Origin of the sequence: Geobacillus subterraneus (genome assembly GCF_001618685.1) — a bacterium.
GTDB lineage: Bacteria > Bacillota > Bacilli > Bacillales > Anoxybacillaceae > Geobacillus > Geobacillus subterraneus.
In genome coordinates, this window is record NZ_CP014342.1 from 2,439,915 (window position 1) to 2,464,778 (window position 24,864).

The window sequence follows — 24,864 nt, forward strand, 5'->3', positions numbered from 1 at the left end:
CATTCAAGAAAAAACGGCATCGCTGCCGTTTTTTCTTCTCTCGATTCTCTTGCACCTGCTTGATAGTCAAGCAAATTATTTAACTTACTCGGACTCACCGTCAGCCGAAAGAAAAAGTGAACGGCGCGCTCACCGTTCGCGATGCGTATGAATCCATTGCACAAACTGTTCGATCACTTGATCCAACAAGTCGATGGTTGCCGTATCTATCAGTTGTCCCGATTCATCAAATTTTTGGCTGGCGAAGTTGATCAGCACCTCATTCCCAGCAGGCGGCAAGACGTTGGCTGAGAGTCCTGGGCTTTGCAAGATTTGGCGCAAATGGAGCTGCGCCCGAATCGTTCCCATCATCCCGCCTGATACACCGGCGGTCATCACCGGTTTATTGATCAACACCTTATCAACGCGCGACAGCCAGTCCAACGCGTTTTTCAATACGCCTGGAACCGACCAGTTGTACTCGGGCGTGATGATCAACACACCATCGGCTGCGGCGATTTGCCGCTTAAACGACACCACCGCTTCAGGCGGGTTCAGTTCATCGTCCTGGTTGTAATGCGGCAGCCGCTCGATATCGGCGATGTTCAGTTGGAATTTGTCTTTGTACCGTTCTTGAATGAACTTCGCCAATTTGAGATTATAGGACTCTGTCCGCAAGCTTCCGACCAATGCAACGATATTCATTGGCGTCCTTCCTCCGTTCATTGATTTCCATTTGAATATCATTTTTCTAATAATCAAGGAAGAACATGGAATCCATGTCCTTCCTTGTTAGTTTACCATACAATAAACTTCTTTTACTTCTTTCCTGCTTGTCGACCGGAAACGTTTCGACCCATGTACGGTACGTTTAGAAAATCCCTTTTCTATATTTCAAATAATACTTTTTCAACGGATGATCGGCATTCCACGGCTTATTCTCCCCGGTATAATGAATGATCGACGGTTTGAGTTTAGCGACCGGATCGTATAAATGGTACGTTTGAAAATTCCATTTCAGGTCCAACGGCAGCCATTGATCGAAAAGAACGGCGTTCAGTGCGTCTTGATCGCAATATTGAATGCGGTCTGAATGCGCACGGAGGAATTCCATCACTTGTTCTTTTATATGCTGCTCGCGCCACTTTTTTACGTTAATCAACAGCACACCGGCATTAAAATACTTCGAATTCTCCGGCATAAACAAATCAACATTTCTTGATTGCTTTATCCAATGATCCTCAATTGCGCCTAACAAATATCCGCTGATATCTATCTTCCATAGCTCCGTAATGTCCTTTTTTATAATGAGATCACAGTCGAGATACAGCACTTTCTCAACCGTTTCGTCAAAGAGCTCCGGAATGGACAGGCGGTAATACGTTTCTCTCGTCAAATAAGCGAAGGTTGCAAACTCGCTGTACACAGCTCGATCGATATGTTTAAAATCCATTTTTGCCTTATACTTTTTGGCGATTTTCACTAACAGCGATTTCTTTTCTTCGCTGATGTCGCTACCGATGACATAAATATGAATTGGATTGTCCGATTTTTTGTTTTTCAACAAAGAACAAAGCATCACCGCTAACGGCTCAGCGTAAGCATCGTTGGCCGCCGTCACAATGTGAATGGTCTCTTTCTGTTTCGCCTGTTTCCCGCTTTTTTTCCTCTCCTCTTTGTCCTGTCGTTGAAAAATGCTCTTAGCCTGCGAAAGGACGCGCTTCATTTTCGCTTTGTCGTTCTCGGCTTCATAATACAACTCGCGAAGCATCAAATTGCGCTCGCCTTTTGGGTTGTTCTCATACCCGACGACCGGATGCCTCAGATGATAAATCGTATGCTCGAGCCGCTTGTAGCGGCCACATAGCGTATTCACGGCGCAGCTGAAGGCGTCATCCTCCCCTCCCCATCCTGAAAACCGCTCGTCAAAGCCCCCGACCGCTAGGAAATGATCGCGAGAAATGACGTTAAACCCTCCAAGATGCGTAAACTCCGACGTATGAATAAGCTCAAACTCCGTCACCTCGACTGGCCAAGTTGGAGAGGTCTCTAACAACATCCGCGAGTTTTCCTCAGTGATTCGCACAATTTTGCGAAAAGGAATGACCCATGGCGCCTTGATCGCATGTTCAACAGCATCTTTCATCACTTCCGGGTCGCAAAAAATATCCCCATCGATAATCACGAATAGATCGCGGGTGGCTTGTTTGGCAGCACGGTTGATGGCCTGCGCTCGATTGAACGGCTCTTCTTCAGAAACACCGACGCAAATTTCAGCTTCAGGGAACATCTTTTCGTAAAACTCTTTTACCCAATGAAAATTGCGGTCTCGGATGCCACTGTCAGGTTTGTACGGAATGAGGATCGACACTCGTTCGAACAATCGTCTTCACCCCCTTCAATGAAAGCACTCATTCCAGCGATAAAGGTTTTTCCCATAACGACTTTTTTAAATATTTGCGATATTCTTTCGCAAACGGACTTTTCGAATTCCATGGTTTTTCAGGACCGGTGAAATGGAGAATGGCTGCCTTTTTGGACGACCGTTTTGCAGAGTGGGCGGCGGTGAAGTTCCATTTGTCATCGAGGCGAAGCCAGCGGTTGAAAAGGACTGCGTTTAACGCATCTTGATCCATTAAGGCGAGCTTGTCGCCATGGGACTTGACAAACTCCATCAATTCGGCAGAAATGTTTTTCTCCCTCCACCGTTTTAGATTCATTAGTAATACACCAGAATTAAAATAATAGGAATCCGGGGGCAACGACAGCCTGTTCATTCGAATGTCCCGATCCGATTTGGTCAGCACCCGTGACTCGTCCACTGCCGCTAGATCATATTCCTCGATATTCGTTTCCCATAATTCCGTGAGGTCGGTTCTGACGATGATATCGCAATCCAAATACAATGCTTTCGAAATCTCCTCACCGAGCACATCAGGGATGATCATCCGGTAGTAGGCTTCTTTGCTGATGTATTTTTGCCCTCCCGAACCAGACGCAAAATCGGCAAACAATTGGACGTCGACACGAAGAAAGGTGATTGGCGTATGAAACTGCCCAACAACTCGTTGGAGCTTCGCCATGCTGATGGTAGAAAGATCGCTGTACAGGATATAAATATGGATTGGGCGATTCATTTTTTGATTTTTTAATAGCGATGTTAACATTACCGCTAAGTGTTGGGCGTAATGATCGTTCGTCGCTGACACAATCACCAAAATGAACCACTCCTTTTTCTCTAATATTGCCTTTTCTATTGTATGTCCGAAGACACCACATTGCTCTCTGTATATGCGTCTATCTTCATTACATCACAGCGCCTGATCTAAGCTTCAAGACCTATCCACCGGCAAGACCATTGTAGGCAATGGGTGGCCCCAAAAACAGACAAGGCGCCATTCCACCGTCTGATGCTTCCCACGAAAAACGGGCAACGCCACCAAACGGTGAACACTGCCCGTGAAAAAGGCAAATGACCTCATTAAAACCGGTTGCTCTCGTTTGCCGCCCGCCTTTTGCCTTTCATCTTAGAATCCGTTCTATCCAAAATGATGCACCTTCCGGCCGCCAAACATTACAGTACTTCCCCATTCGTCACAATCACACGCTGGTACCAGTAAAACGACTTTTTCTTCCTCCGTTCCAGCGTCCCGCTGCCGTCGTCATGTTTATCGACATAAATCAACCCGTACCGTTTTGAAAACTCGCCGGTCGAGGCGCTCACGAGGTCAATGCAGCCCCATACGAGATAGCCAATCAATTCGACGCCATCGGCGATCGCTTCACGCGCTGCTTCGATATGACGGCGCAAATAGTCAATGCGGTAATCGTCGTGAATCGAGCCGTCTTCTTCCACTTTGTCATGCGCCCCAAGCCCGTTTTCCACAATAAAAAGCGGTACGCGATACCGATCGTACAACCGGTTTAAAATGATGCGCAGCCCTATAGGGTCGATCTCCCAGCCCCAGTCGCTCGCTTTAAGGAACGGGTTTTTCACCCCATCAAATACGCTGCCGGGGATGAGCTCATCATCCATCTTGTCTTTTTTCTGGGTGACGGACATATAGTAGCTTAAACCGATATAGTCGACCGTATGCTTCTTGATCAGTTCCAAATCCCCGTCGCGAATATCGAGTTTCACCCCGCGCTCGTCGAACACGCGTTTCATAAAGGATGGATACTCGCCGCGCACTTGAACGTCGGCGCAAAAGAAATTCAACAGCCGCTCCTCTTCAAGTGCATGCATGACGTTTTCTGGATTGCAGTCGTACGGGTACACCGGGGCGGCGAGAATCATGCAGCCGATTTTTGCGTCCGGAATGATCTCGCGGCACGCCTTCACCGCCAGGCTGCTGGCGACAAATTGATGATGGAACGCTTGAAACAACTCTTGATATTTCGTCTCTTCGCTTTCCGGCACAAATCCCATGCTCATGAGCGGAAAATGGAGCGCACCGTTTATTTCGTTAAACGTCAGCCAATATTTCACTTTATCTTTATAACGCTGGAAAATCACCTTGGCGTAACGTTCAAACAACGTTACCAGTTCGCGGCTCCGCCAGCCACCGTATTCTTTGGCCAAATGGAGCGGCATTTCATAATGGGAAATCGTCACCACCGGCTCAATCCCGTATTTATGTAACTCATCGAACACCCGATCATAGAAGGCAAGCCCTTCTTCATTTGGCTCAAGCTCGGTGCCGTTCGGGAAGATGCGCGTCCAGGCGATCGATAGGCGGAACGCTTTAAATCCCATCTCAGCAAACAGGGCTATATCCTCTTTATACCGGTGGTAAAAGTCGATCGCTTCATGGTTCGGGTATGTGTACTTCTCCTTATCAATGGCAAACTGCAACCCTTTTTCCCTAAGCAGTTGTTGCCTCATCTTTCCTCCCGGAAGCACATCGGCAATGCTTACCCCTTTGTTTCCTTCGCCAAATCCTCCTTCGATCTGGTTGGCCGCCGTCGCTCCTCCCCATAAAAAGTTGGTGGGAAACGCCTCGTTCGTTGTAACCACTAGTCAGTCCCTCCTGTGCAAGTATGCCTCCCCACTAGCTTACCACAAACGCCGCTCCGCCTACACCGACGAATGCTTCGTTCCGCTGTTTCTTCTCCCCCATAAAAAACCACCCTTACAACGGGTGGTTGACATCGGAAGAAACACGAATCGTTTGCCTTTTCGTCAACTCCACATCGACCGTTAACAGCTCTTTTTTCTCCCAACTGACGAAACGGTCTTCCCATAACACGTGGCAAGAGTGATCATTCATTTCAAGCACGATTCCCCTCGCCCCATCACAGGCAAAAATGACGCAATCCCCGATGTGGAACATAACGATCACCCTAGCCGAAAGACGATCCCGTGACCGCCTCTCGGATACTCCCAACGAATATTTTCATACGGACAGCCGATGCGGCAGCTGCCGCATTCATGGCAGCCTTCATAACCGACATGCATCCGCGTTCCCTCCCATTTATACACCGCCGCCGGGCAGAAAATCGTGCAAATTTTATCCGGGCATTTCGTCAGGCAAATGTCATGATCAAGGACGTGAAGGTGGGATTTCGTATCGGCATTAAAGCGGACTAAGTATTGTTTTTCCTCAATCGTTGGCAAATGGCTCATTATTTCATCACCTCCCATGCCTTGAACACATCACGCGCCAATTTGAGTTTTTCCTTCACCGAGCCAAGATCGCGCCAAATTTTTTTCTGTTTTTCCCATTTCGATGCCCCATCGACCGTAAACATGTGGCTGGCCGCCCGGTTGAGCAGCGGAATGTAGCGTTCAAAATATTGCGGGAACGCATCAAAATGATGGGTCGCATCTTTATACTTCTTCAAGTCTTGGACAATAAAGCTTTCCATCAGTTTCAGCCGATAGTGGTCAAGCATGCTTTCCGAGAAATCGTTGTACGTTTTCGCCATAATGATCGTTTCGGCTGCCAGGCGTCCGGAAGTCATCGCCATATTCGACCCTTCACGGTGAATGGCGTTGACGAGCTGGGCGGCATCCCCAACGACAAGCACACCGTCCCCGACCACTTTCGGCATCGAGTGGTAGCCGCCTTCCGGAATCAAGTGCGCCAAGTACTCGACCGGCTCGCTCCCTTGGAGATATGGGCGGATCATCGGGTGGTTTTTCACGTATTCAAGCAGTTCGTACGGTTTAATCTTATGCTTAATCAGCCCGGAAAGCAGCGTGCCGACGCCGATGCTTAAGGTGTCTTTATTGGTGTATAAAAATCCGGTTCCTAATATGCCTTTTGTTGCATCGCCGAGCAGCTCGATCGTGCATCCTTGCTCCGGCTCAAGGTTGAAACGTTCTTCGATCACTTTTTTATCGAGCTTGACAATTTCCATCACTGCGAGCGCGACTTCATCCGGCCGCCATTCGCGGTGAAACCCGAGCTGTTTCGCCAAAAGCGAGTTCACGCCGTCCGCCAGCACGACGACATCGGCATACACCTCGCCGTCCGGGCGGTCGGTGCGGACACCGACGACGCGGCCTTTTTCAACGATGCATTCGAGTGCCACCGTTTCACAAACGAGCAACGCCCCTTGTTCGACTGCTTTCTCGGCAAACCATTGGTCAAACTTCGCCCGCAAAACGGTAAAGTTGTTGTACGGCTCGCGCCCCCACTCCAATCCTTTATAGCTGAACGTCACCGCCGACTCTTTATCCATCAGCATAAACCGCTGCTCAACGATCGGCCGCTCGAGCGGGGCCTCTTTATAAAACTCCGGAATAATGTCTTCCATCATTTTTCGATAGAGCACGCCGCCCATGACGTTTTTCGATCCTGGGTATTCGCCGCGCTCAAGCAATAATACGTTGACTCCGGCTTTGGCGAGCTCATAGGCGCACGCCGTTCCGGCCGGCCCCGCTCCGACGACGATACAATCAAACTTTTCAGGCATGGCGGATTTCCTCCTTCGCATCGGCCGATGCGTTTAATTTCGGAAGCTCTTCTTTCAACCGTTTAATGAGTAGCGGCACGATCTCCAGCGCATCGCCGACAATGCCGTAATGGCACGCTTGGAAAATCGGCGCGTTCGGATCTTTATTAATGGCGATGATCAGCTCGGAGTTTTGCATGCCGACGATATGTTGTATCGCACCCGAAATGCCGATGGCGAAGTAAATCTTCGGCGTCACCGTCACCCCGGTTTGCCCGACTTGATGATGGTGGTCGATCCAGCCGGCTTCCACGACATCGCGGCTGGCGCCGACCGCCGCACCGAGGACATCCGCCAGCTCATGGATGAGCTGAAATCCTTCTTTGCTGCCCATTCCTTTGCCGCCGGCCACAACGATGTCCGCCTCGTCGATGCGTGCTTTTTTCACCGTTTCTCTTACGACTTCAAGCACTTTCGTCCGCATCTGTTCCTCGTGCAGCTCGATCTGCTCCTCGATGATCCGGCCGGTCCGTGCCGGGTCAGGCGAAAGCGCCTTCATCACTTTTGGCCGGACTGTCGCCATTTGCGGGCGGTACTTTTTGCATAAAATCGTCGCCATAATGTTGCCGCCAAACGCCGGCCGACTCGCCAGCAATAACCCGGTGTCTTCTTCAATATCGAGTATCGTTGTATCGGCGGTTAACCCTGTTGGCAAATCGGTGGCAATGGCGCTTGCTAAGTCTTTTCCTGTTGGCGTCGCCCCGTACAACAATACTTCCGGCTTATGCTTGTGACAGCAATCCAGCAATGCGCGCATATACGGCTCTGTGCGATAATGTTCAAAAATCGGATCATCATATACATAGACAACGTCGGCCCCGTAGGCAAACAACGTCGTCGCGAGCGGTTTGACACCGCTTCCAATTAACACCCCGCCTAACTCTGTGCCGCGTTTATCCGCCAGCATCCGCCCGGCTCCGAGCAGCTCCAAGGAAACAGGGGCCACATTTCCGTCTTTCACTTCAATGTATACCCATATCCCCCGATAATCTTCCAAATTCATACAAAAATCCCCTCCCACTATGTCTCTGTTTTTATGATTGAAACAATTCTTTTTTCTCAAGAACGATCGAAAGCAGTTGTTCGACTTTTTCTTCTGTTGTTCCTTCCAGCAGCTCGCCGCCTTTTGGCTTCGGCGGCGTCCATATTTTTGAAACAATCGTTGGGGAGCCTTTTAATCCTAACTGTTTGCGGTCAACATTTTCTAAATCGTCTGCAGTCCAAATCGTCGGGTGATATCGTGCGGCTTTGATCATGTTGGGTAAAGGCGCAAAGGAGATGTCGTTAATTTCTTTTTCAACGGTGAATAAACAGGGGAGCGTCGATTTCACGACTTCATAGCCATCTTCCAGCTTGCGGTGGACGATCGCATATCCTTTTTCTTTGTTAATTTCCACGACTTTGTTTACACCGGTGAGCGGCGGAATATCCAAGCGGCGGGCGATGCCTGGCCCCACTTGACCTGTATCACCGTCAATGGTCATCTTTCCGCAAATAATCAAATCAATCGGCCGCTGCTTCGCGATTTGTTCCAACGCCTTCGCCAGCGCATAGCTCGTCGCTAACGTATCCGCCCCGGCGAACGCGCGGTCGGAAATCATATACCCTTCATCAGCGCCAAGCTCAATACACTTTCGAATCGCCTTCACCGCCGGCGGCGGACCCATCGTCAATACGGAAACGACGCCGCCATATCTCTTTTTTAGGCGGACAGCTTCCTCTACCGCGTGCGCATCATACGGATTTAAAATCGCCGGGGCGCTGGCGCGGTCGATCGTATTCGTCTTCGGATTGATCTTGGCAACCTTCGTATCCGGCACTTGCTTAATACAAGCTACAATATGTAGCATACATCCACCCCCCAAAATGGTTTATCTTCCTATATTCATATTCTAGCATGATCAGAAAATTTCCTGAAGTTTTTGTCAAATATTTTACTATTTTGTTCAAGATTCTCACAGCCTGTCTATGAAAGGGAAGTAATGCTGAAGATAATCAATATATATATTATAAAAATAATATTAATATGGTTTTGTCGATGTACTAGAATAGTTTGTCTAATCAACACTGAACATTCCCTAACTTCTGCTCACGCTGAAGAGCAGGAGGCTGTTCCAGCTTGAGATGATCACTCATTCTGTTTGGACGAGTGACAGTGTCCCGAGTTCGACAGTGACGAGGCAAACAAAATGCCTCTCATCCCTTGATACCAAAGGGACGAGGGGCATTGGGGCATACGTTGGGCGTGTATGTAGGTGCGAGGATGAATGCCTAGAATCTTCGGAGGAGGCTCCAGCCCTAGGGCCGCAAAGAGTTGCACTTGTTTGGCCGTCAGTTTGGTTCGCTGATCAAGGCCGCCGTTTTTTGAAGAAAAATGTTCAAGCATGAGACGTTCCCTTTCAACCACTTGTCTTCGGCCGCCGCAATTTGATAGAGCCCGGCCAAGCAATCCCAAAATGCATTTGGCCAGACGCTCAACAACAAACTAAATCCTCCTACGTGTTTCAACAATCTCCCTCAATTCTTCAATAGACAAATTCCCCCTATGCAACATGGCATGGCAATTCGGGCAGACCGGACGCAAATCGTCAAACGGGTTCACCGTGTATTGCTCACCAATCTCGCTCAGCGGAAGGAGATGATGAACTTCGATAAATCCTTTCCCGATTTCTCCGTAAACTTGCTCAAAGTCAAATTGGCAGACGGAACAACGGTAGCCGTGCTTTTGCAAACAAAGCCTCCGCGCCCTTGCATTTCGTTCATACCGATTCACAGCGACCAGCTTTTTGCCGCCTTCGCGCAGCGAGACATCCTCCAGCTCGCTCGGCAATAACGTATCGTTTTGATGATCCGTGTCCGTTTGTTCGTATCGGCGCACCGCCTCGCGTAATTCAGGGCGCAATTGCCAAATATACTTATCGCGACGCTCTTCTCCTAAAAAAGGAATATGCCAATACCGTATTTTCCCATCCTCACGAATAGGAAACTGAACATCAGGATATTTTCGAATAATGCGTTTGCCCAATCTTCCTACTTGAGCATTTAAAGGGGAATGGCTGACTTTGTTTAAAAAACGCGCCAGCTCTTTCCCCGATGCGCGACAATCCGGAAAATAATACAATGTTCGGATCAGCTCCACATCTTCTTCACGGAATACACTTCGATCGTTTAACATGTCCAGCCATTGATCGGTGGATATGGCCAGCGGCTCAGCATAAATTTTCATTGTCATCCCCCAATGCGCATAGATATTATCAACCATTTACCTCTAAAACTAACATTATTATGGGTGAAACAAATCTCTAACATAAATTTATTTGCCAAAAAACGCAGCCCTCGTCGCAAGCTGCACACGCCATTTCAAAGATGTGACTGATACGACGCGCCCCCATCCCGTTACGGTAGGGCAAGATCCGTTACCGTCTGCATCGCTATAAAGAGCCATATTGTCTCGATGATCCAGTGGTGGCGCTGACTTCAACATCTACGAGCGAAAAACTCCTTCTCTTTCCTTGTTCGTCAAGGATTCATTCGACAATGGACATAAAAAATCCTCCCGATTTTCGTCGGAAGGGAGGAAAATGGTAGTGAAGAGGAAAAAGAGCTCACTCCATACTTGTTGAGTGAGCTCTTACATAAATGGTTTATTTCGATTTCAGCACTTCTTTTAACAACTTAATGGCATGTTGATCGGTTGGATCGTTTGTACCAAGTTCGCCACGGAAGGCTTTGTTGAGGATGGATTGGCGTATCGAATCTATTTCTCCCTCTAATACCTCTATTTTATTAATTTCAACTTCTTTAGCATACAAGTTATCCAATAACTCAACAATTTTGTCCTGTTCTCCTTTTGGCGGGAATGGAAATAAATAATTTTCCAAAAATGATTTAGGTACACGTTGTTGACCTACTGCCCCTGTCATTTCTTTTTTAGCTTCCATCCTAAATTTTTTAGATCGGAGTAAATAATATATTAACTTATTGTTAATATAAGGATTTGTTCTAATTACATGAAACTCAGTTGATCCAAATCCAAACCCATTTATTAAATTTTGCGCAATGGCTGTTTTTCCATTTTCCATACAGGGAGTTATTTTGGCAAAAAGAATATCATTTTCAAGAAAAAATGTATAACCTTTCTTTACTTCAGCATACTTCCTAATTTCCTGATTTTCTATTTCACCAGTTTTATCACTCACAGAATGCATAGGAATAAATGTGCAAATTTGATCATCTTCTATATCGGCTAGCTTCTTCTTAGGTGGGTTAATATCGACAATATCACCTAATCTAACCCATTTCCAATTTTGAGGAATCTGATAAGGTGGATTCATTTCGTCTTCATCTTTTTTATTGCTTTTTTTATAGACCTTTTGAATTTCTTTAAAAATATCATCAGCTTTTTCAGTCATTGAGTTCATAGATCGCCATTTTTTAGTTAGCTCTCCTCTAAACGCCTTGTCTAAAATGCTTTCCCAGCGAAGTTCAAACGACTCTTTCACTTCTTCAATCAACTGCTTCGCTTCATCAATTTTCGCAAAAAGCCACTCGATTTTCTCAGCAATGCGTTTTTGTTCGTGTAAAGGAGCTAAAGGCACCTCTATTTCCTTTAGCCTACTCGCTTTTATCCCAGAAACAGTAGTTCCAGTAGCGTTACTTTTAATTAGAGCTTGCATTTGTGGACTCATTAAACAATATTTAAAGAAAGTCTTTTCAAGTGGCTGATAAGGGGAGATTGTGATAATCCTTTGAGCGAGCGCAATTTTCTCATTAATATCTAATTGAGCCACATTCCCTAAAGGTGCTTCGGTTGTAAATAATATATCACCCACATTTGGAATCCCTCTAGTCATCCATGAATCATAATCTTTTTCACTAATAAATTCTTTAGGTTCGTCTTGGATATAACCCATCCTAACATTTTTAGCGGTGATTAGTCTTATACCTGATTCAGTTTTTTTAGGTGTCTTACCTCGATAGTCAATAAACCTACTAATACTACCTAGTCTAACCCACACCCAATTCCCCGGCACTTCATACGGCTGTTCGTCTTCCGGCACTAACGCTTCTTCCAGTAGTTCTTCCAGCGTTTTTTGTTTCGTTTTGCTCATTTTTTAAGCACCTCAGATGTTTCTGCCACTTTCAGCACTTCGTTCGTTGCTTGGTAGCTATTAGGTTGTTCGACCGCTTTTAGCTCGGCGATGACTTCGCTTAGCAGCGAAATCGCCAATTCTAATTTTTTCACCGCTTCTTCGGAGGAGTCGATGGGGTCTGGCAAGTTTTCGTAGACGGATAGGGATTCATCAGCAATTAAGCCAATATCTAAGCTGTCGCCTTTTTTCGCAATTTCTTCCCTTGTAAACACATTCCAGCGCTCGTCTTTAACTTGGCGGCGGTCTTCTGCCGTATAGGCCTTGATAAATCTTGCAAAATGTTCTTTCGTCAACGGATTCCGCTTGCCGAAAGACGGCATGTTCGTCCGTAAATCGTACACCCATACTTCTTTCGTATTGCCGACGTCAGTTTTTCCGCGGGTGAAGAATAAGACGTTCGTTTTCACTCCTTGGGCGTAGAAAATCCCGGTCGGCAAGCGTAAAATCGTATGCAAGTTGCATTTGTCCATTAAGTCGCGACGAATGTCGGCGCCGACTCCGCCTTCGAACAAGACGTTGTCAGGGACAACGACAGCGGCTCGTGCTTTTCCATTCGGTTTCAAAGCTCGGTAAATGTGTTGCAAGAAGTTCAGCTGCTTGTTTGATGTCGTAAAGGTAAAGTCTGTTCGTGTTGCCCGTTCGCCGCCTTTTTTCGTCCCAAACGGCGGATTCGTTAAGATCACGTCATAATTTTTCAGACGCTCACCAAGTGATGAGAGGGTATCGCCTAACAAGATTTCACCATGGACATCATGAAGCAGCGCGTTCATGACCGCTAAGCGATGCGTATCTCTGACCAGCTCTACTCCAGAGAAGGCCTTGTATTTTTGAAATTCAATTTCTTCTTGGGATAAGTCAAAATAATCATCCGTCTGTTCACGCACATGACGATCGGCCGCGATCATAAAGCCGAAGGTTCCCGCGGCGGGGTCATGGCAGCGCTCGCCCGGCTGTGGATTTACGAGCTCGACAATGACATCAATAAGGACGCGAGGCGTAAAATATTGCCCCGCTCCTGATTTGACTTCACTCGCGTTCTTTTCTAACAGTCCTTCGTACAAATCGCCTAAACCTTCTTGCTTGGCGTTATACCAATCTAAGTTATTGATGGATTGAATAATTTTTTCCAAGTTCTTTGGTTCTCTAATATTCGATGTCGCGTCCGTATAAATTTGTTTTAATAATTCATTTTCCTCTTTTCCTAAATCAAGCAACAACTGTTGGTAATGCTCTTTTAGTTCAATCCCGTCTTTTTCTACTAACGAATCCCAGCGATAGTTTTCGGGAATGATATATTCTTGACCGGTTTCTTTCATCATTTTTAAAAATAACAGATAAGTTAGCTCCGTAACGTATTGATGATAAGTAATTCCATCATCACGTAGAACATTACATAAGTTCCAAAGCTTTTGTACAATCTCTCTGTTGTTCATCTACGCTTGCTCCTTCTTTTGATGATAGTTGTACAAATTAGAATTAATTTCACGAACAATCTGTGCTAATTGTCCGTCGAAAATTTGGTTTAACTGCTTAAAGCCTCCACGGCTCTTAAATGGTTCATATTCAAAAGCCTTTTCCGGATCTGGATGAAGAACGGATTCTTGCAGTAATTGCTTTTCAATGCGTTCGAGCCATTTCTTTTGCACCGGCGGCCATGCTTTCATTTGGTAAACCTTTTTCATGGCGTTTTTAATCCGTTCTTCATGGCTAATGAGCGGATCGCCTAGTGCTTGTTGGCGAATGAAGGCGATGATGTCCGCCGCGATGTCTTCGTTTTTCGCCTCCCGCCACGCCGCTTGCAGTTTTTTCTCGGAAAAGCCTTTTTGGTCCAGTTCAAGCAGCAGCTTTTTCAGTTCTTCCCTCGTTAGCTCGGTCGGCCGCTGGCAAACGATCATTAAAGCCGGAATTTTGTTCATATTGTTGCGAATAAATTCGCCGAACGACTGCAAGTAGTCATCTGGCTTTTCCGCGTTTCCGTAGCCGCGTTTGACCGCGATCAGTTGATCCTCATGTGTGGAAATATATTGCTTATTTTCCCGGTAGCGATTTTCATCCATATAGCGGAACATCGACTTGTACTCTTTTAATTGTACAAGTAATTCCTCCGGCGGCAAGGCTTTTACCCAATCGATAAACTCATCGACCGTTTTGCCGCCGGACAGCACTTGAAAGTCTTGGTGCTGCCGATCGGACCATTTCCGCTTTTTCCGCTGGATTTTGGCGATAAGTTGTTCTTTTTGATAGTGAAGATGTTCCGTTTTTTCTAGTCCCTCTAGTTCTTCGACTAACTGAGTCAGCGAAATATTCGGACGCGTTACGACCGGCTTCATGCTCGTATACGGCTTTAAAGATTCATAAATTCCAACCGCGTCAAAAATTTTAAAATGGTCTTTTTGGATTTCTTCGCATCTTCTCGTCGCGCGTCCCAACATTTGTTCATACAGAATGCGCGAACGGACACGACGCAAGAAGACGAGATTCGTAACCGCCGGCACGTCCACCCCCGTCGTCAGCAAATCAACGGTAACAACAATAGTTGGATATTTTTCGTTTTTAAAGCGGCGGATCGCACCGGAAGGATCTTTAATTGAACCGGTAATTTTCATCACCGCGTTGTCTTCGACTTCGCCGTATAGATTTTCGAACTCTTCTTTTAAAAGGCGAACGACTAAGTCAGCGTGATCATCCGTGGCGGCAAAAATTAACGTTTTTCCTTCATCATCCGGAGAAATATAGTTCGTCAATTCGCGAATGATGACACGATTAAAGCTTTCGGTAATGACTTTGGTGTTAAACTGCGACACGTCAATGTTGACTTCGTCTTCTAAATACTCTTGCGAAATCGTTCCTGTCACCGTGTCATACACATCGACCGTTTCCCCTTTCGCCCACGTAATCCCTTCCTTTTTCAACACCGTTTCAAATTGATACGGGGGTTCATGGTCGACTAAATAGCCATCCACTACCGCTTCCCGGTAAGAATACGTGAAGACAGGCGGTCCAAAAATTTCTGTCGTATGAAGCGCCGGCGTCGCCGTCAATCCGATGCGGACGGCATCAAAATAATCGAGCACTTTGCGGTATTTGCTGACGTAGTCTTGATGATCGCGAAATTGCAGTTCGACCTCATCCATTTCTTTATCTAGCGTATAACCGCGATGGGCTTCGTCCACAATGATGCAGTCATACTGATCCACCGGCGGGATGTCTCCCGAGCGGTCGTTATAAAAAATCCGTTTTAACATCCCTTGTACGGTAGCGATATGCACTTTCGTTTCGTCATCTGGTTTTTGATCGTATAACGATTGTAAGCTATAAATTTCGGTGAACGTATGGAAACTTTCCATCTTGCTTTCTTTAAACGCGCTTTCTGCTTGTTCCGCTAGCGCTTTTCGGTCGACAAGGAATAAGATGCGGTTAAAGCGTTTCGCTTTAAGCAATCGGTAAATGAGGCCAATCGCCATTCTCGTCTTCCCTGTTCCGGTTGCCATGGCGATTAAAATGCTGCGTTTTTTCTCTTCGAGTGCTTTTTCAACAGCTTGAATGGCTTTCACTTGGTAAGGTCTTAATTTCAAATAATCAAATTTTTCATCACGCAAAAATTGTTCTGAACGTTCAATATCCTGTTCCAATAGCTTTTTCAGCCCACGAGGAGTATACCATCCTTGAAGGGGACGCGGATGATTGGTTGATTTACGAGCATCTAAAAACCAAATGCCTGATTTTTGTTCGAGTTGTTTTAAATATGGCCGCCCATTCGTCGCAAAGAGAAACGGAACAAAATAGTCTCCCCACGGCTCATGGATCACTTCGTTGCCATGTCGAACGACTAATTGGGCGTATTCTTTTGCTTGTTCAATGTCCGCTGGAATATCTTTGCTGGCGCGTTTCGCCTCGATGATGCCCACCAGTTCAAGACCAACAAATAGCGCATAATCGGCGTAACCGCGTTTTAAAGGCCATTCGGCGATGGCCATGTTTCGCCCTTTTTCCGGACGAACGCCTTTGGAGAATCGCAACTTTTCAGAGTCCGCCTCCCACCCGGCATCTCGTAATTGTTGGTCAATAAGAAGACGGGTTTCCGCCTCCGTCAATTCAAAGTTCGCGATGGCACGTTGAGAGAATTCACGTCGTTTTTGCTTCTCTTCACTGCTAATATATAGCTGTTCTTTCCGTATCTTTTCAAGCTCCGTTTCCAATCGAGCGAGCTTTTCTTCGTATGATTGAACGATCTGATCGAACTCATCTGCTGTGATAGAGGTTTGCGGTGTCGGTTCGATATACTCTGGAGCTTGGAATGACCAATCGCCATACACTTCCATAAACCAAACGGCGATGCGGAACGCCATATGCAATAAAGCCTTTGCTTCGTTTACTTCTCCATAAGTCGGATTATGTACCGCTTCATTTCCTTTCAACCGAATGACCGTCAATAAGTCATAGATTTCTTTCGGGATAATTTGCTCGTACAACAGAACTCTTAGACGTTCTTGCTGATCCGTTCCCCGCTCTTCCCGAATTTCTTCTAAAGCTAAAATATATTTTGTAATCGTTTCCGCAAATTTTCTCAGCTCACTCATCGCCACGTTTGGATTTTGATATACATTTCGTTCCGCTGTTTCCCCAACACGGGCGAGGACTTCCCATTTTCCTTCTAAAAAACGGAAATTGTGCGCCATCTTCAATTTTTCCTCCATACGCATTGGTCGTTTCCCGAATCACTCTAATGCCTGACAAATATTCAGAAGACTATGCAGTTCCATTTTACCATAAAACTTTACAGCATTTCACATTTCATCATACATTCAGTTTCATTAGGAATAAATTTAGACAAAATAACAAACAACGGCTTTTCCTGTTCAACAAGGATTCCCCGAGTTCGACAGTGACGAGGCAAACAAAATGCCTCTCATCCCTTGATACCAAAGGAACGAGAGGCATTGGGGCATACGTTGGGCGTGTATGTAGGTGCGAGGATGAATGCCTAGAATCTTCGGAGGAGGCTCCAGCCCTAGGGCCGCAAAGAGTTGCACTTGTTTGGCCGTCAGTTTGGTTCGCTGATCAAGGCCGCCGTTTTTTGAAGAAAAATGTCCAATTTCATTTGCCTAAAATGGCCTAAAAACTGTCGAACTCGGATTCTTGGCACTTAAATTTCTTGAAAAATTATTCGTTTTTTAAATAAAAAACGTCCTGCCTTTGCCGCAGAACGTGTTAATTCAATTTGCTGTTAATAGACTCAAATATCTCTTTTATTTCTATAACTTTTTTTGGCGGTAAATTTAATTTCTCAGATATCTCCTCAACCGTCTTTCCTTCAAGTAATAACTTCACAACAGCTAATGCGTTTTCTGTATTTTTTTTATAACTTTGCTCTAGCCCTGAAATCATAAAGGACACCTCCTCTTGATTCGAATTTTCAATGAGGCTTATTATTTCTCCAGACTGTTCTTCTGGGAACCTATTGATTAGTATATGTTTTACCCAATTTTTAAATACCAAGAAATCTTCCCGCGGGATATATTGGAGGACTCGTGAAATGGTGTTTAATCTTTCAAAGATCTCTTCTTCATTCTTGACGGTACGATCAAGATAAAATATAGACGATATCAAGTTCTCGTTATTTATTAATTCATCTTTTTCCATTCGATTGATGTCCAATAAGATATATTTGAAATCTAATACTTGTTCACCAAAGAGTTCACCTTGATGGAAGTAGTCTTTAAACGCTAATGGAGCAGTCCATTTATTTTGGCCATTATACTCTTGAGATGACTTTCTTTCAATCTATTTTTTTACATCCGCCCACCGTCCCGAAGCGTCGGCAACGCTTGATCAATCGGTGTCCCCGATAACTGTTGAAGATACGGGATGTTCTGACGCATCACATCCGCCAACAACCGTCCTGCCTTCCGTTTGGCCTGTTCGATCCGCTTGGGCTTCGTCGGGGTCGAGACTGCCCTCCGGGGCTCTTCCTCCTCCAACTGCCCCTTTCTCCGCCATATTCCGTCGATTCGGGCCACCATCTCCTTCAGAAACGACTAAAGTCCTTGGTCTTTCCAGCTGCGGCGGGATTTCACCCGGTACGCGAACCGGCTCATCACGCTCTCGGCGTGGCCCATCGGACGCATGCCGGCCGTCTCCACCCCTTGGCTTCCACCAACAGCACCCGGCCATGCCGTTGGGAAACAGGGTGGTGCAGCGAGACAGGGGCCGCCAACACGTTTTGAAGAGTTCTCAACAATTGTTCCTCCAGCTCTTTTAATAAAGGCCATTCTGTGGTAAGATGTTTCATGGACTCTTTCCCTCCTGTTTTCGGTTGATGTGGACAATCACTATCATAGCAGGGAGAGAGTCCTTTTGCATGAGATCCGCTTTTTCCTACCGCGCTTCGCTTGGTAGCCCCGACGAGCGTCGCGAACAAAAGTTCGCAACTCTCATCGGGGATCCTTCCTGAACGTTACCCACAAATATTTTACTCACACTTTCGGATGACGAGATTCAACTGACTGCTGAAGCGGTTGGATATCGTGATTCGTCTCGAACCTTTACGTTGCGCGAGTGGATTCACTTCTTCCTGCTAGCCGCCATGCATCAATGGAAAAGCTTTCGCCACGGAGCCGATGTGGGGCCTCTATACGGATGGCCAAGATTCCTTTGGAAATCCGGGATGGCCGCTGCTTTCTTTGTTTGAGTATGCCTAAATTTATGGAAGGCGCGTGTATAATTTTGGATAATCAACACTCGTGAAAGTAAGGAATTTTTGGTTCCACCTATACAGTTTCAATTATATTTTTAGCACTATTATTTACATATTATATCTTCGTTTAGTCCGTTATAAGAAACAACTTCCCAAACAGGCTCTTGTTTTTCTGCAACAAAATAGCCATTCAATTCAACGACTCGCCCTTTTGCCCATGGAGATTTCTCTATGTCTACCCAAGAAAATGTTGAATTTATTTCATATTCAACTTCATGGATAAACGCTAAATAATAGAGAGCATTTATTTTATATTCTTCAATACTCCTCCGCACTTTTTCAATGTCACTTAGAAATGGTTTGTCTGACAAATCATATTTATATTTCATTTCAACCACTGCAATGATTTCGTCTATGTCGTTTTTCAAATGGCCATTTCCCCCCGGATTTTCATTCAGTTTGACAACAACCAAATCTGCACGCAAACCTACATAATAAAATTCTGTATATATCCTTAAATGATTATTCAATAAGTAATGATCACCCAATCGCCTTCTCAAGTGATAATAAAAAGCATTTTTCAATGAATCCTCCTTCAGCAAACTATACTGCAAATAATCTTTTTTGATATCTTCCAACCAAACCTTTTTTATAGCACTATCGACCTCTTTGTAAATTTTTTCGCTAAACATAGCCTCACCCAGATCATCAAAAAATTTAAGTTTGCAGTAAAAGCAACTCTTTACTGTAGATGAGCAAATTTGCTAACATAAATTGACAACTAAACAAAAAAAGGAGACATGAACCCGATTCCTTGGTTAGAATAGATGTGCCACCAACTACCCACAAGGAGGTTCATGTCTCATGAATAGATTAGCACATCATCAAGGAATCCACAAGTTTTTCATGACGCTGGGATTGGCGCTTTATTTCTCGAAGCCGGTCATCAAGCATCTGGTTCATCTTGTCGACGCCTTGACGACCAAGGGATGTTCGGGGACATTGACGGATGTCGGGTACTGGAGTTTTCACCCGAATCATCGAACCACGCTCAGCCATTTTTTCACGAAAAGCCCTTGGAACGAGGAAAAACTGCTTGAGAAGCTTCAAGAATGGATCCTTCGCTAGATCGAACGCCTGGCCAAACGGGAGAATCAACCCCTTTTTGTTTCGATTGATGATACCATTTGCCAAAAAACGAAGCCTTCGTCACGGGCTGCCCACGCCATTCAAGGGTGTGATTGGCATTTCTCTCACAGCGATCATCAATTGGTCTGGGGGCATTCGCTTGTTTGGCTGATGGTGCACACCTTCACGCAAGCGTTTCCGTTCGCCTTTCGTCTGTATGACAAGACGGCGGGAAGAAGCAAAATCGACCTGGCGATCGAGATGCTTTCCTCGCTCAAGGGGAAGCGGGCTCAGCCGGTGTATGTGCTCGTGGATTCATGGTATCCGTCCCAAGCGCTCATCGAAGCCTGTCTGAAACAAGGATTCCATGTCATCGCCATGCTCAAGACGAACCGAATTCTCTATCCGAAAGGCATCGGCCGTCCAAGCGAAGGAGTTCGCCCGCTATATCGAACCAAACGACACCCGCCTCGTCACGGTGGGGAAGGAGCGTTACCGCGTGTATCGCTGTGAGGGATCGATCCATGGCCTCGATGACGCGGTGGTGCGGCTGGCTTGGAAGGCGGATCAACCGATGACGCCGGATCATCTCCATGTCATATTGAGCACCGACCGGGAGCTGAGTGACGAAGACATCTTGCGTTACTATGCCCAGCGCTGGACGATCGAATGCTTTTTCCGGCAGGCCAAAGACCAGCTGAAGCTCGATGGGTACCGTGTTCGCCACGTTCGGGCGGTGAAAAGGTATTGGGCAGTGGTGCTATTCGCCTGCGTATACAGCATCGCGGAATCCCAACAAGACATCTCTTTCGGACTGGAGCTTCTTCGGTCTCGGAAAGGGCACAGCGTCGTCGAGTTCATCTATGACGCCGCAAAGCAAGATATTCCCATTGATGTGATCAAAAAACAGCTCCATGTTGCCTAAGGGGTCCCCTGTTTGTCTCTTAGGGTATGGAAATTACTGTAATGAAAAATGCTCATCTACAGTAATTGAGTAAAAAAATGGGAGGTTATTATTAAAATCCATACAAATTTATGTTAAAATTTAGATAAAGGATAAAGGGAGGGTGAAAAAAGTGAATTTTTTTGGGCAGGATTATTATTTTGGTTGTTAATCGGTGTTTCGATTTTCTTTCTCATTTGGGGATTGATTAAAAAAAGGGCAATTCATTTTGTACTTAGTGCTTTACTATTTTCACCTATTGCTTATTATTTCAGTGGAGCAGAGAATGCTTTTAAGTTAATTATGTTTTATCCTATAGTTCCACTATTGCTGGCGGTATTTTTCGTACCAAAAAAAAACGTTAAGTAAACCCGTGGTGCTAGTTGAGCGTCAGCGCTCAACCAGCCCTAGTGTGACCAAGGAATAAGCCAACAAGATGCCATCGAGTGCCACTTCAAACCCGGCCATGGAATTCGCTCGAATGTCGGTGATCCGGTATTGGTCTACGAGAATCGAAAACACCGTCTCGATGACTTTGCGTTTTTTCCTGATCCATTCTTCCCATGCCTTGGATGGGCCGTGCTTTTGATTGTGTCGAGACGGTGTCCAGAACGCGGCTTGGTGTTCTTCGTACAGCTTTTCTCGAAGAGCGTGGCTGATGTACCCTTTGTCCCCAAAGTTGTAGGGATGAGGGATTTGAGTCATCACCGTTTCAGCGGCTTTGACGTCGTGGCAGGACGCTTCCGTCACGACATAGCCCATGGCCAGCCCTTGATTGGTCACTTGAAGATGCAGCTTGAAACCGTAGTACCATTGCTTTTTGGAAGCACAATACCCCATATCCGCGATCCCTCGAAATCGCTTGACGCGCTGCATTCTTGCGGGATGGCACAACGGAAGAGGCAAGCTGTCGACGACCGCATAAGCATGGTGTTGGCCACGTTTCGCCAGCTCATGACGAATCCATTTGATGGCGAAACCAAGCGCTCGGCAGCGGCGGTTGTATCGGGAGCGTTCAAGAAACGAGCCGTTTGTGAACAAATTTCCCGTGACAAAACGATGCCAGGCTCGTTCGGAAGAAAAGCCCAGCAGCTTCCCCAAAAGGTGAACCGCCATGACCACTTCGTCTTCTTGCTTGACCAAGTGACGGTTGCGGCGATGAAGATCCATTTGAATCAACGACAGTTGGGCAGAAACAAAACAGAAAATAGCGGCATATTGTTTTTGAAGTTTGGCTGGATCTGTAGTAAAATGAAAGTGCTCTTGCATGGGGGATCTCTCCTTTCGAATGTTGGGTGACACTTTCATTCTACTGGAGATCCGCCAGCAAGGGCTATTTTTATGCTTGTCTGAGTTTTATCTAGCACCACGGGTATATATTTATTTTAATGACCCATTGACAGGTACGAAAAATAAAAAAGCACCTAAGTCTGAATTTATTCAAGCTTGGATACAAATGGGCAAACAAGCTATTACCTATAACCGCAATTAACCGGTTATAGGTAGTGGCTTATCTTTTTTATGTCAAACAATAATTTAATCTTCGAACTACTTCGTGTGAAAAAAAATATAATTTTTCTCCATAAATTTTGCACATTTATTTTTTATGATGACGTTACTATGACTTACATCACAAGTTTATGGAGGGAAAGCGATGAAGAAATTATTGTTAGGAACTGTTTTGGCAGGAGTTGTTGCGATTGGTGCAGCTTGCTCAAATAATTCTTCGATGCAAGGACACGACATGTCCAACATGAATATGAAGGAAGAAAACACCGCACAGGACTCCAGTAAGAAACTGCCTTTGGCAACAAACACAGAAGTTTTATCCGGTAAAGAGATTAATCTTACTGCTAAGGAAGCATTATTACAAATAAATGATCAAGTCAAACTTCCGGTCTACACGTACAATGGATCGGTACCCGGTGCGCAAATCCGCGTAAAGCAAGGGGATAATGTGAAAATTGTTTTAAAAAATGAATTGCCAGAACCGATCACGATTCACTGGCACGGCTACCCTGTTCCAAATAACCAAGATGGAGTACCGGGTGTCACGATGGACGCCATTAAACCGGGTGAAACGTTTACGTATGAATTTACAGCAACCGTGCCGGGAACGTATTGGTATCATTCCCATCAAAAAAGCGCCGAGCAAGTGGACAAGGGATTATACGGTACATTAATCGTAGAACCGAAAAATGAAGAAAAAGTCGATCGAGATTATACACTTGTGTTAGATGAATGGATGAGCAATCCGGATGAAGGAAATATGGATATGAGTGGAATGGATCATAGTAATATGAATAATGGAAATAGCTCTGATAATCAACAAATGGATATGAGCAGCATGGGCCATGATATGAGTATGTATGATATTTTCACGATTAACGGGAAAAGCGGTTCCGCTGTCCAACCTTTAAAAGTGAAGAAAGGCGAAAAGGTGCGGCTTCGTCTGATCAACGCAGGATACATGGCCCACAAACTTCACCTGCATGGTCATGAGTTTAAAATTGTCGCAACTGACGGGCAGCCGTTAAAAGATCCGCAACCAATCAAAGATGAACTTTTAAGTATTGCTCCGGGTGAACGTTATGATATTGAATTTATCGCGAATAACCCGGGTGAATGGTTATTAGAATGTCATGGTGATATGGAAGGTACCGATGGCATGAAAGTGAAAATTCAATACGAAGACCAGACAAACAATACGGATAAAGAAAATGCAAAAGAAAACCTCCCTGTTGTGGATATAACAACATACGGAAAATATGAAGTAGGTCAATTTACACTAGACCAAAAATATGATGTAGAGTACACAATGGATTTAGGAACAGCCATGGGCAAAGATGGCATGGTCTACACGATTAATGGGAAAACGTATCCTGACACAGCGCCTATTAATGTGAAGACAGGAGATTTAGTAAAAGTCAGAATTGTGAACAATTCACCAAAAGATGTACATCCGATGCATTTACACGGCCATTTCTTCCAAGTATTAAGCAAAAACGGCAAGCCGGTCACAGGCTCTCCATTGATAAAGGATTCCTTAAATGTAAACCCTGGTGAAGAATATGTCGTCGCGTTTAAAGCGGATAATCCGGGAAATTGGATGTTCCATTGCCATGACTTGCACCATGCTTCAGCCGGAATGGTCACAGAAGTAAAATATACCGATTACAAATCGGACTATACCCCAGATCCGAATGACACAACGAATAAAGGTGAATAACAGCTTATCGTAGTAAATAAAAGAGGCTGATTTCAAAAGGTCGATTTAGCAACCTTTTGAGACAGCCTCTTATTTTTTGTCCTTGGTTCGTATTTCCAGTATATTATTTTTTAGTTAGAAAAAAATAAAAATGAATTTAAATCAAAAGGAGTGATTATATATGACAACGGTTATTGATTCATCATTTCAACAATTTCAAACGTGTATTGATGCTTGTAACAAATGTGTGCAAGCATGTGAAGAATGTCTGACTTCATGTTTAAAAGCAGCTGACGTACAGGCTAGAACACATTGTATCAACATTTTAAGGGATTGTGCAGATATTTGTGCCATGGCGGCTCAATGGATGTCTCGCGGAAGCATGTATGCGAAGGAGTTTTGCCAACTTTGCGCGACAATTTGCGATGCTTGTGCCGCTGAATGTGCAAAATTCCAAGATACACACTGTCAGGAATGTGCCAATTTATGCCGTCAGTGTGCTGAAGAATGCCGTAAAATGTCATCATAATACTATTTGAGGGTGTCTCAAAAGTGATCACTTTTGAGACACCCTCTCTCTTTCATGTTACTTCACATTATATCCTTGCTCTTCAATCGCTTCTTTCAGTTTTTCTACGCTGACCTTTGTTTCATCATACTCCACATCGACTGTACCTTCTTGCAAATGTACTTCGACGCGGCTGACGCCATCCAACGCTTGAAGTGCATTTGTCACCGCCGCTTTGCAATGTCCGCATGTCATTCCTTGTACTTGTAATGTAATCGTCATCATCTA

20 protein-coding genes and 4 pseudogenes are annotated in these 24,864 nt (G+C 45.3%); 5 read left to right on the top strand and 19 right to left on the bottom strand.

Annotated features, from left to right (window positions below; translation table 11 throughout):
- Positions 1-129: 129 nt before the first annotated feature.
- The 16 genes and pseudogenes from GS3922_RS11930 to GS3922_RS18185 form a co-directional block, all read right to left on the bottom strand.
- Positions 130-684, bottom strand: coding sequence for an NADPH-dependent FMN reductase (locus GS3922_RS11930; RefSeq protein WP_063166541.1), 555 nt, complete (start codon positions 682-684; stop codon positions 130-132).
- 166 nt (positions 685-850) lie between these two features.
- Positions 851-2,362: a glycosyltransferase family 8 protein gene (locus GS3922_RS11935; protein WP_063166542.1), complete on the bottom strand. Its 1,512-nt coding sequence runs from the start codon at positions 2,360-2,362 to the stop codon at positions 851-853.
- Between the two features lie 28 nt (positions 2,363-2,390).
- Positions 2,391-3,194, bottom strand: coding sequence for a glycosyltransferase family 8 protein (locus GS3922_RS11940; protein ID WP_225995629.1), 804 nt, complete (start codon positions 3,192-3,194; stop codon positions 2,391-2,393).
- Between the two features lie 359 nt (positions 3,195-3,553).
- Positions 3,554-4,996: a glycoside hydrolase family 1 protein gene (locus GS3922_RS11945; RefSeq protein WP_063166544.1), complete on the bottom strand. Its 1,443-nt coding sequence runs from the start codon at positions 4,994-4,996 to the stop codon at positions 3,554-3,556.
- Positions 4,997-5,111: 115 nt separating this feature from the next.
- Entirely contained in the window at positions 5,112-5,312 is a 201-nt protein-coding gene (locus GS3922_RS11950; protein WP_063166545.1) for a hypothetical protein, read from the bottom strand.
- A gap of 5 nt (positions 5,313-5,317) precedes the next feature.
- Positions 5,318-5,623, bottom strand: a complete 306-nt coding sequence (locus GS3922_RS11955) for a ferredoxin family protein (protein ID WP_063166546.1) — start codon at positions 5,621-5,623, stop codon at positions 5,318-5,320.
- A complete protein-coding gene (locus GS3922_RS11960; protein ID WP_063166547.1) occupies positions 5,605-6,900 on the bottom strand; it encodes an FAD-dependent oxidoreductase in 1,296 nt (431 codons plus the stop codon). The genes GS3922_RS11955 and GS3922_RS11960 overlap by 19 nt, the downstream gene beginning before the upstream one ends.
- A complete protein-coding gene (locus tag GS3922_RS11965) occupies positions 6,893-7,942 on the bottom strand; it encodes an electron transfer flavoprotein subunit alpha/FixB family protein (RefSeq protein ID WP_063166548.1) in 1,050 nt (349 codons plus the stop codon). The genes GS3922_RS11960 and GS3922_RS11965 overlap by 8 nt, the downstream gene beginning before the upstream one ends.
- Positions 7,943-7,973: 31 nt before the next feature.
- The gene (locus GS3922_RS11970; protein ID WP_063166549.1) at positions 7,974-8,789 is read right to left on the bottom strand and encodes an electron transfer flavoprotein subunit beta/FixA family protein; all 816 of its coding nucleotides are present in this window, start codon (positions 8,787-8,789) and stop codon (positions 7,974-7,976) included.
- A 635-nt stretch (positions 8,790-9,424) separates the two neighbouring features.
- Positions 9,425-10,165, bottom strand: a complete 741-nt coding sequence (locus tag GS3922_RS11975; protein WP_063166550.1) for an HNH endonuclease — start codon at positions 10,163-10,165, stop codon at positions 9,425-9,427.
- Between the two features lie 418 nt (positions 10,166-10,583).
- The gene (locus tag GS3922_RS11980) at positions 10,584-12,050 is read right to left on the bottom strand and encodes a restriction endonuclease subunit S (RefSeq protein ID WP_063166551.1); all 1,467 of its coding nucleotides are present in this window, start codon (positions 12,048-12,050) and stop codon (positions 10,584-10,586) included.
- Entirely contained in the window at positions 12,047-13,525 is a 1,479-nt protein-coding gene (locus tag GS3922_RS11985) for a class I SAM-dependent DNA methyltransferase (protein ID WP_063166552.1), read from the bottom strand. Before GS3922_RS11985 ends, GS3922_RS11980 begins: the two co-directional genes overlap by 4 nt.
- Positions 13,526-16,771 carry a type I restriction-modification system endonuclease gene (hsdR, locus tag GS3922_RS11990; protein WP_063166553.1) on the bottom strand — a complete coding sequence of 1,082 codons (3,246 nt, stop codon included), beginning with the start codon at positions 16,769-16,771 and terminating at the stop codon, positions 13,526-13,528.
- A 532-nt stretch (positions 16,772-17,303) separates the two neighbouring features.
- Positions 17,304-17,876 (bottom strand): Rpn family recombination-promoting nuclease/putative transposase, encoded by a 573-nt coding sequence (locus tag GS3922_RS11995; RefSeq protein ID WP_082816568.1) that lies wholly within the window; start codon positions 17,874-17,876, stop codon positions 17,304-17,306.
- An 8-nt stretch (positions 17,877-17,884) separates the two neighbouring features.
- Positions 17,885-18,241: pseudogene (locus GS3922_RS18180) on the bottom strand (UPF0236 family transposase-like protein); the annotation flags it as partial.
- Positions 18,190-18,384, bottom strand: coding sequence for a hypothetical protein (locus tag GS3922_RS18185; RefSeq protein WP_225995631.1), 195 nt, complete (start codon positions 18,382-18,384; stop codon positions 18,190-18,192). The gene GS3922_RS18185 and the pseudogene GS3922_RS18180, both read right to left, overlap by 52 nt.
- Positions 18,385-18,561: 177 nt before the next feature.
- Between GS3922_RS18185 and GS3922_RS17335 the strand changes: the two are divergent.
- A pseudogene (locus tag GS3922_RS17335) lies at positions 18,562-18,744 on the top strand (IS4 family transposase); the annotation flags it as partial.
- A gap of 149 nt (positions 18,745-18,893) precedes the next feature.
- Here the strand turns inward: GS3922_RS17335 and GS3922_RS12005 are convergent.
- On the bottom strand, positions 18,894-19,481 hold the full coding sequence (locus GS3922_RS12005) for a hypothetical protein (protein ID WP_063166556.1): 588 nt from the start codon (positions 19,479-19,481) through the stop codon (positions 18,894-18,896).
- 172 nt (positions 19,482-19,653) lie between these two features.
- Between GS3922_RS12005 and GS3922_RS18265 the strand changes: the two are divergent.
- Positions 19,654-20,842 (top strand): annotated as a pseudogene (locus GS3922_RS18265) (IS701 family transposase).
- 408 nt (positions 20,843-21,250) lie between these two features.
- Here the strand turns inward: GS3922_RS18265 and GS3922_RS12015 are convergent.
- On the bottom strand, positions 21,251-22,129 hold the full coding sequence (locus tag GS3922_RS12015; RefSeq protein ID WP_023634440.1) for an IS982-like element ISGsp1 family transposase: 879 nt from the start codon (positions 22,127-22,129) through the stop codon (positions 21,251-21,253).
- Between the two features lie 106 nt (positions 22,130-22,235).
- Between GS3922_RS12015 and GS3922_RS18200 the strand changes: the two are divergent.
- The 3 genes and pseudogenes from GS3922_RS18200 to GS3922_RS17340 form a co-directional block, all read left to right on the top strand.
- Positions 22,236-22,352 (top strand): annotated as a pseudogene (locus GS3922_RS18200) (C39 family peptidase); the annotation flags it as partial.
- Between the two features lie 162 nt (positions 22,353-22,514).
- Entirely contained in the window at positions 22,515-24,089 is a 1,575-nt protein-coding gene (locus GS3922_RS12025) for a multicopper oxidase family protein (RefSeq protein ID WP_063166558.1), read from the top strand.
- A 160-nt stretch (positions 24,090-24,249) separates the two neighbouring features.
- Positions 24,250-24,597 carry a four-helix bundle copper-binding protein gene (locus tag GS3922_RS17340; protein WP_082816570.1) on the top strand — a complete coding sequence of 116 codons (348 nt, stop codon included), beginning with the start codon at positions 24,250-24,252 and terminating at the stop codon, positions 24,595-24,597.
- Positions 24,598-24,654: 57 nt separating this feature from the next.
- Here GS3922_RS17340 and copZ read toward each other — a convergent pair whose 3' ends face one another.
- Positions 24,655-24,858, bottom strand: coding sequence for a copper chaperone CopZ (gene copZ, locus GS3922_RS12030; RefSeq protein WP_015863916.1), 204 nt, complete (start codon positions 24,856-24,858; stop codon positions 24,655-24,657).
- Positions 24,859-24,864 lie beyond the last annotated feature (6 nt).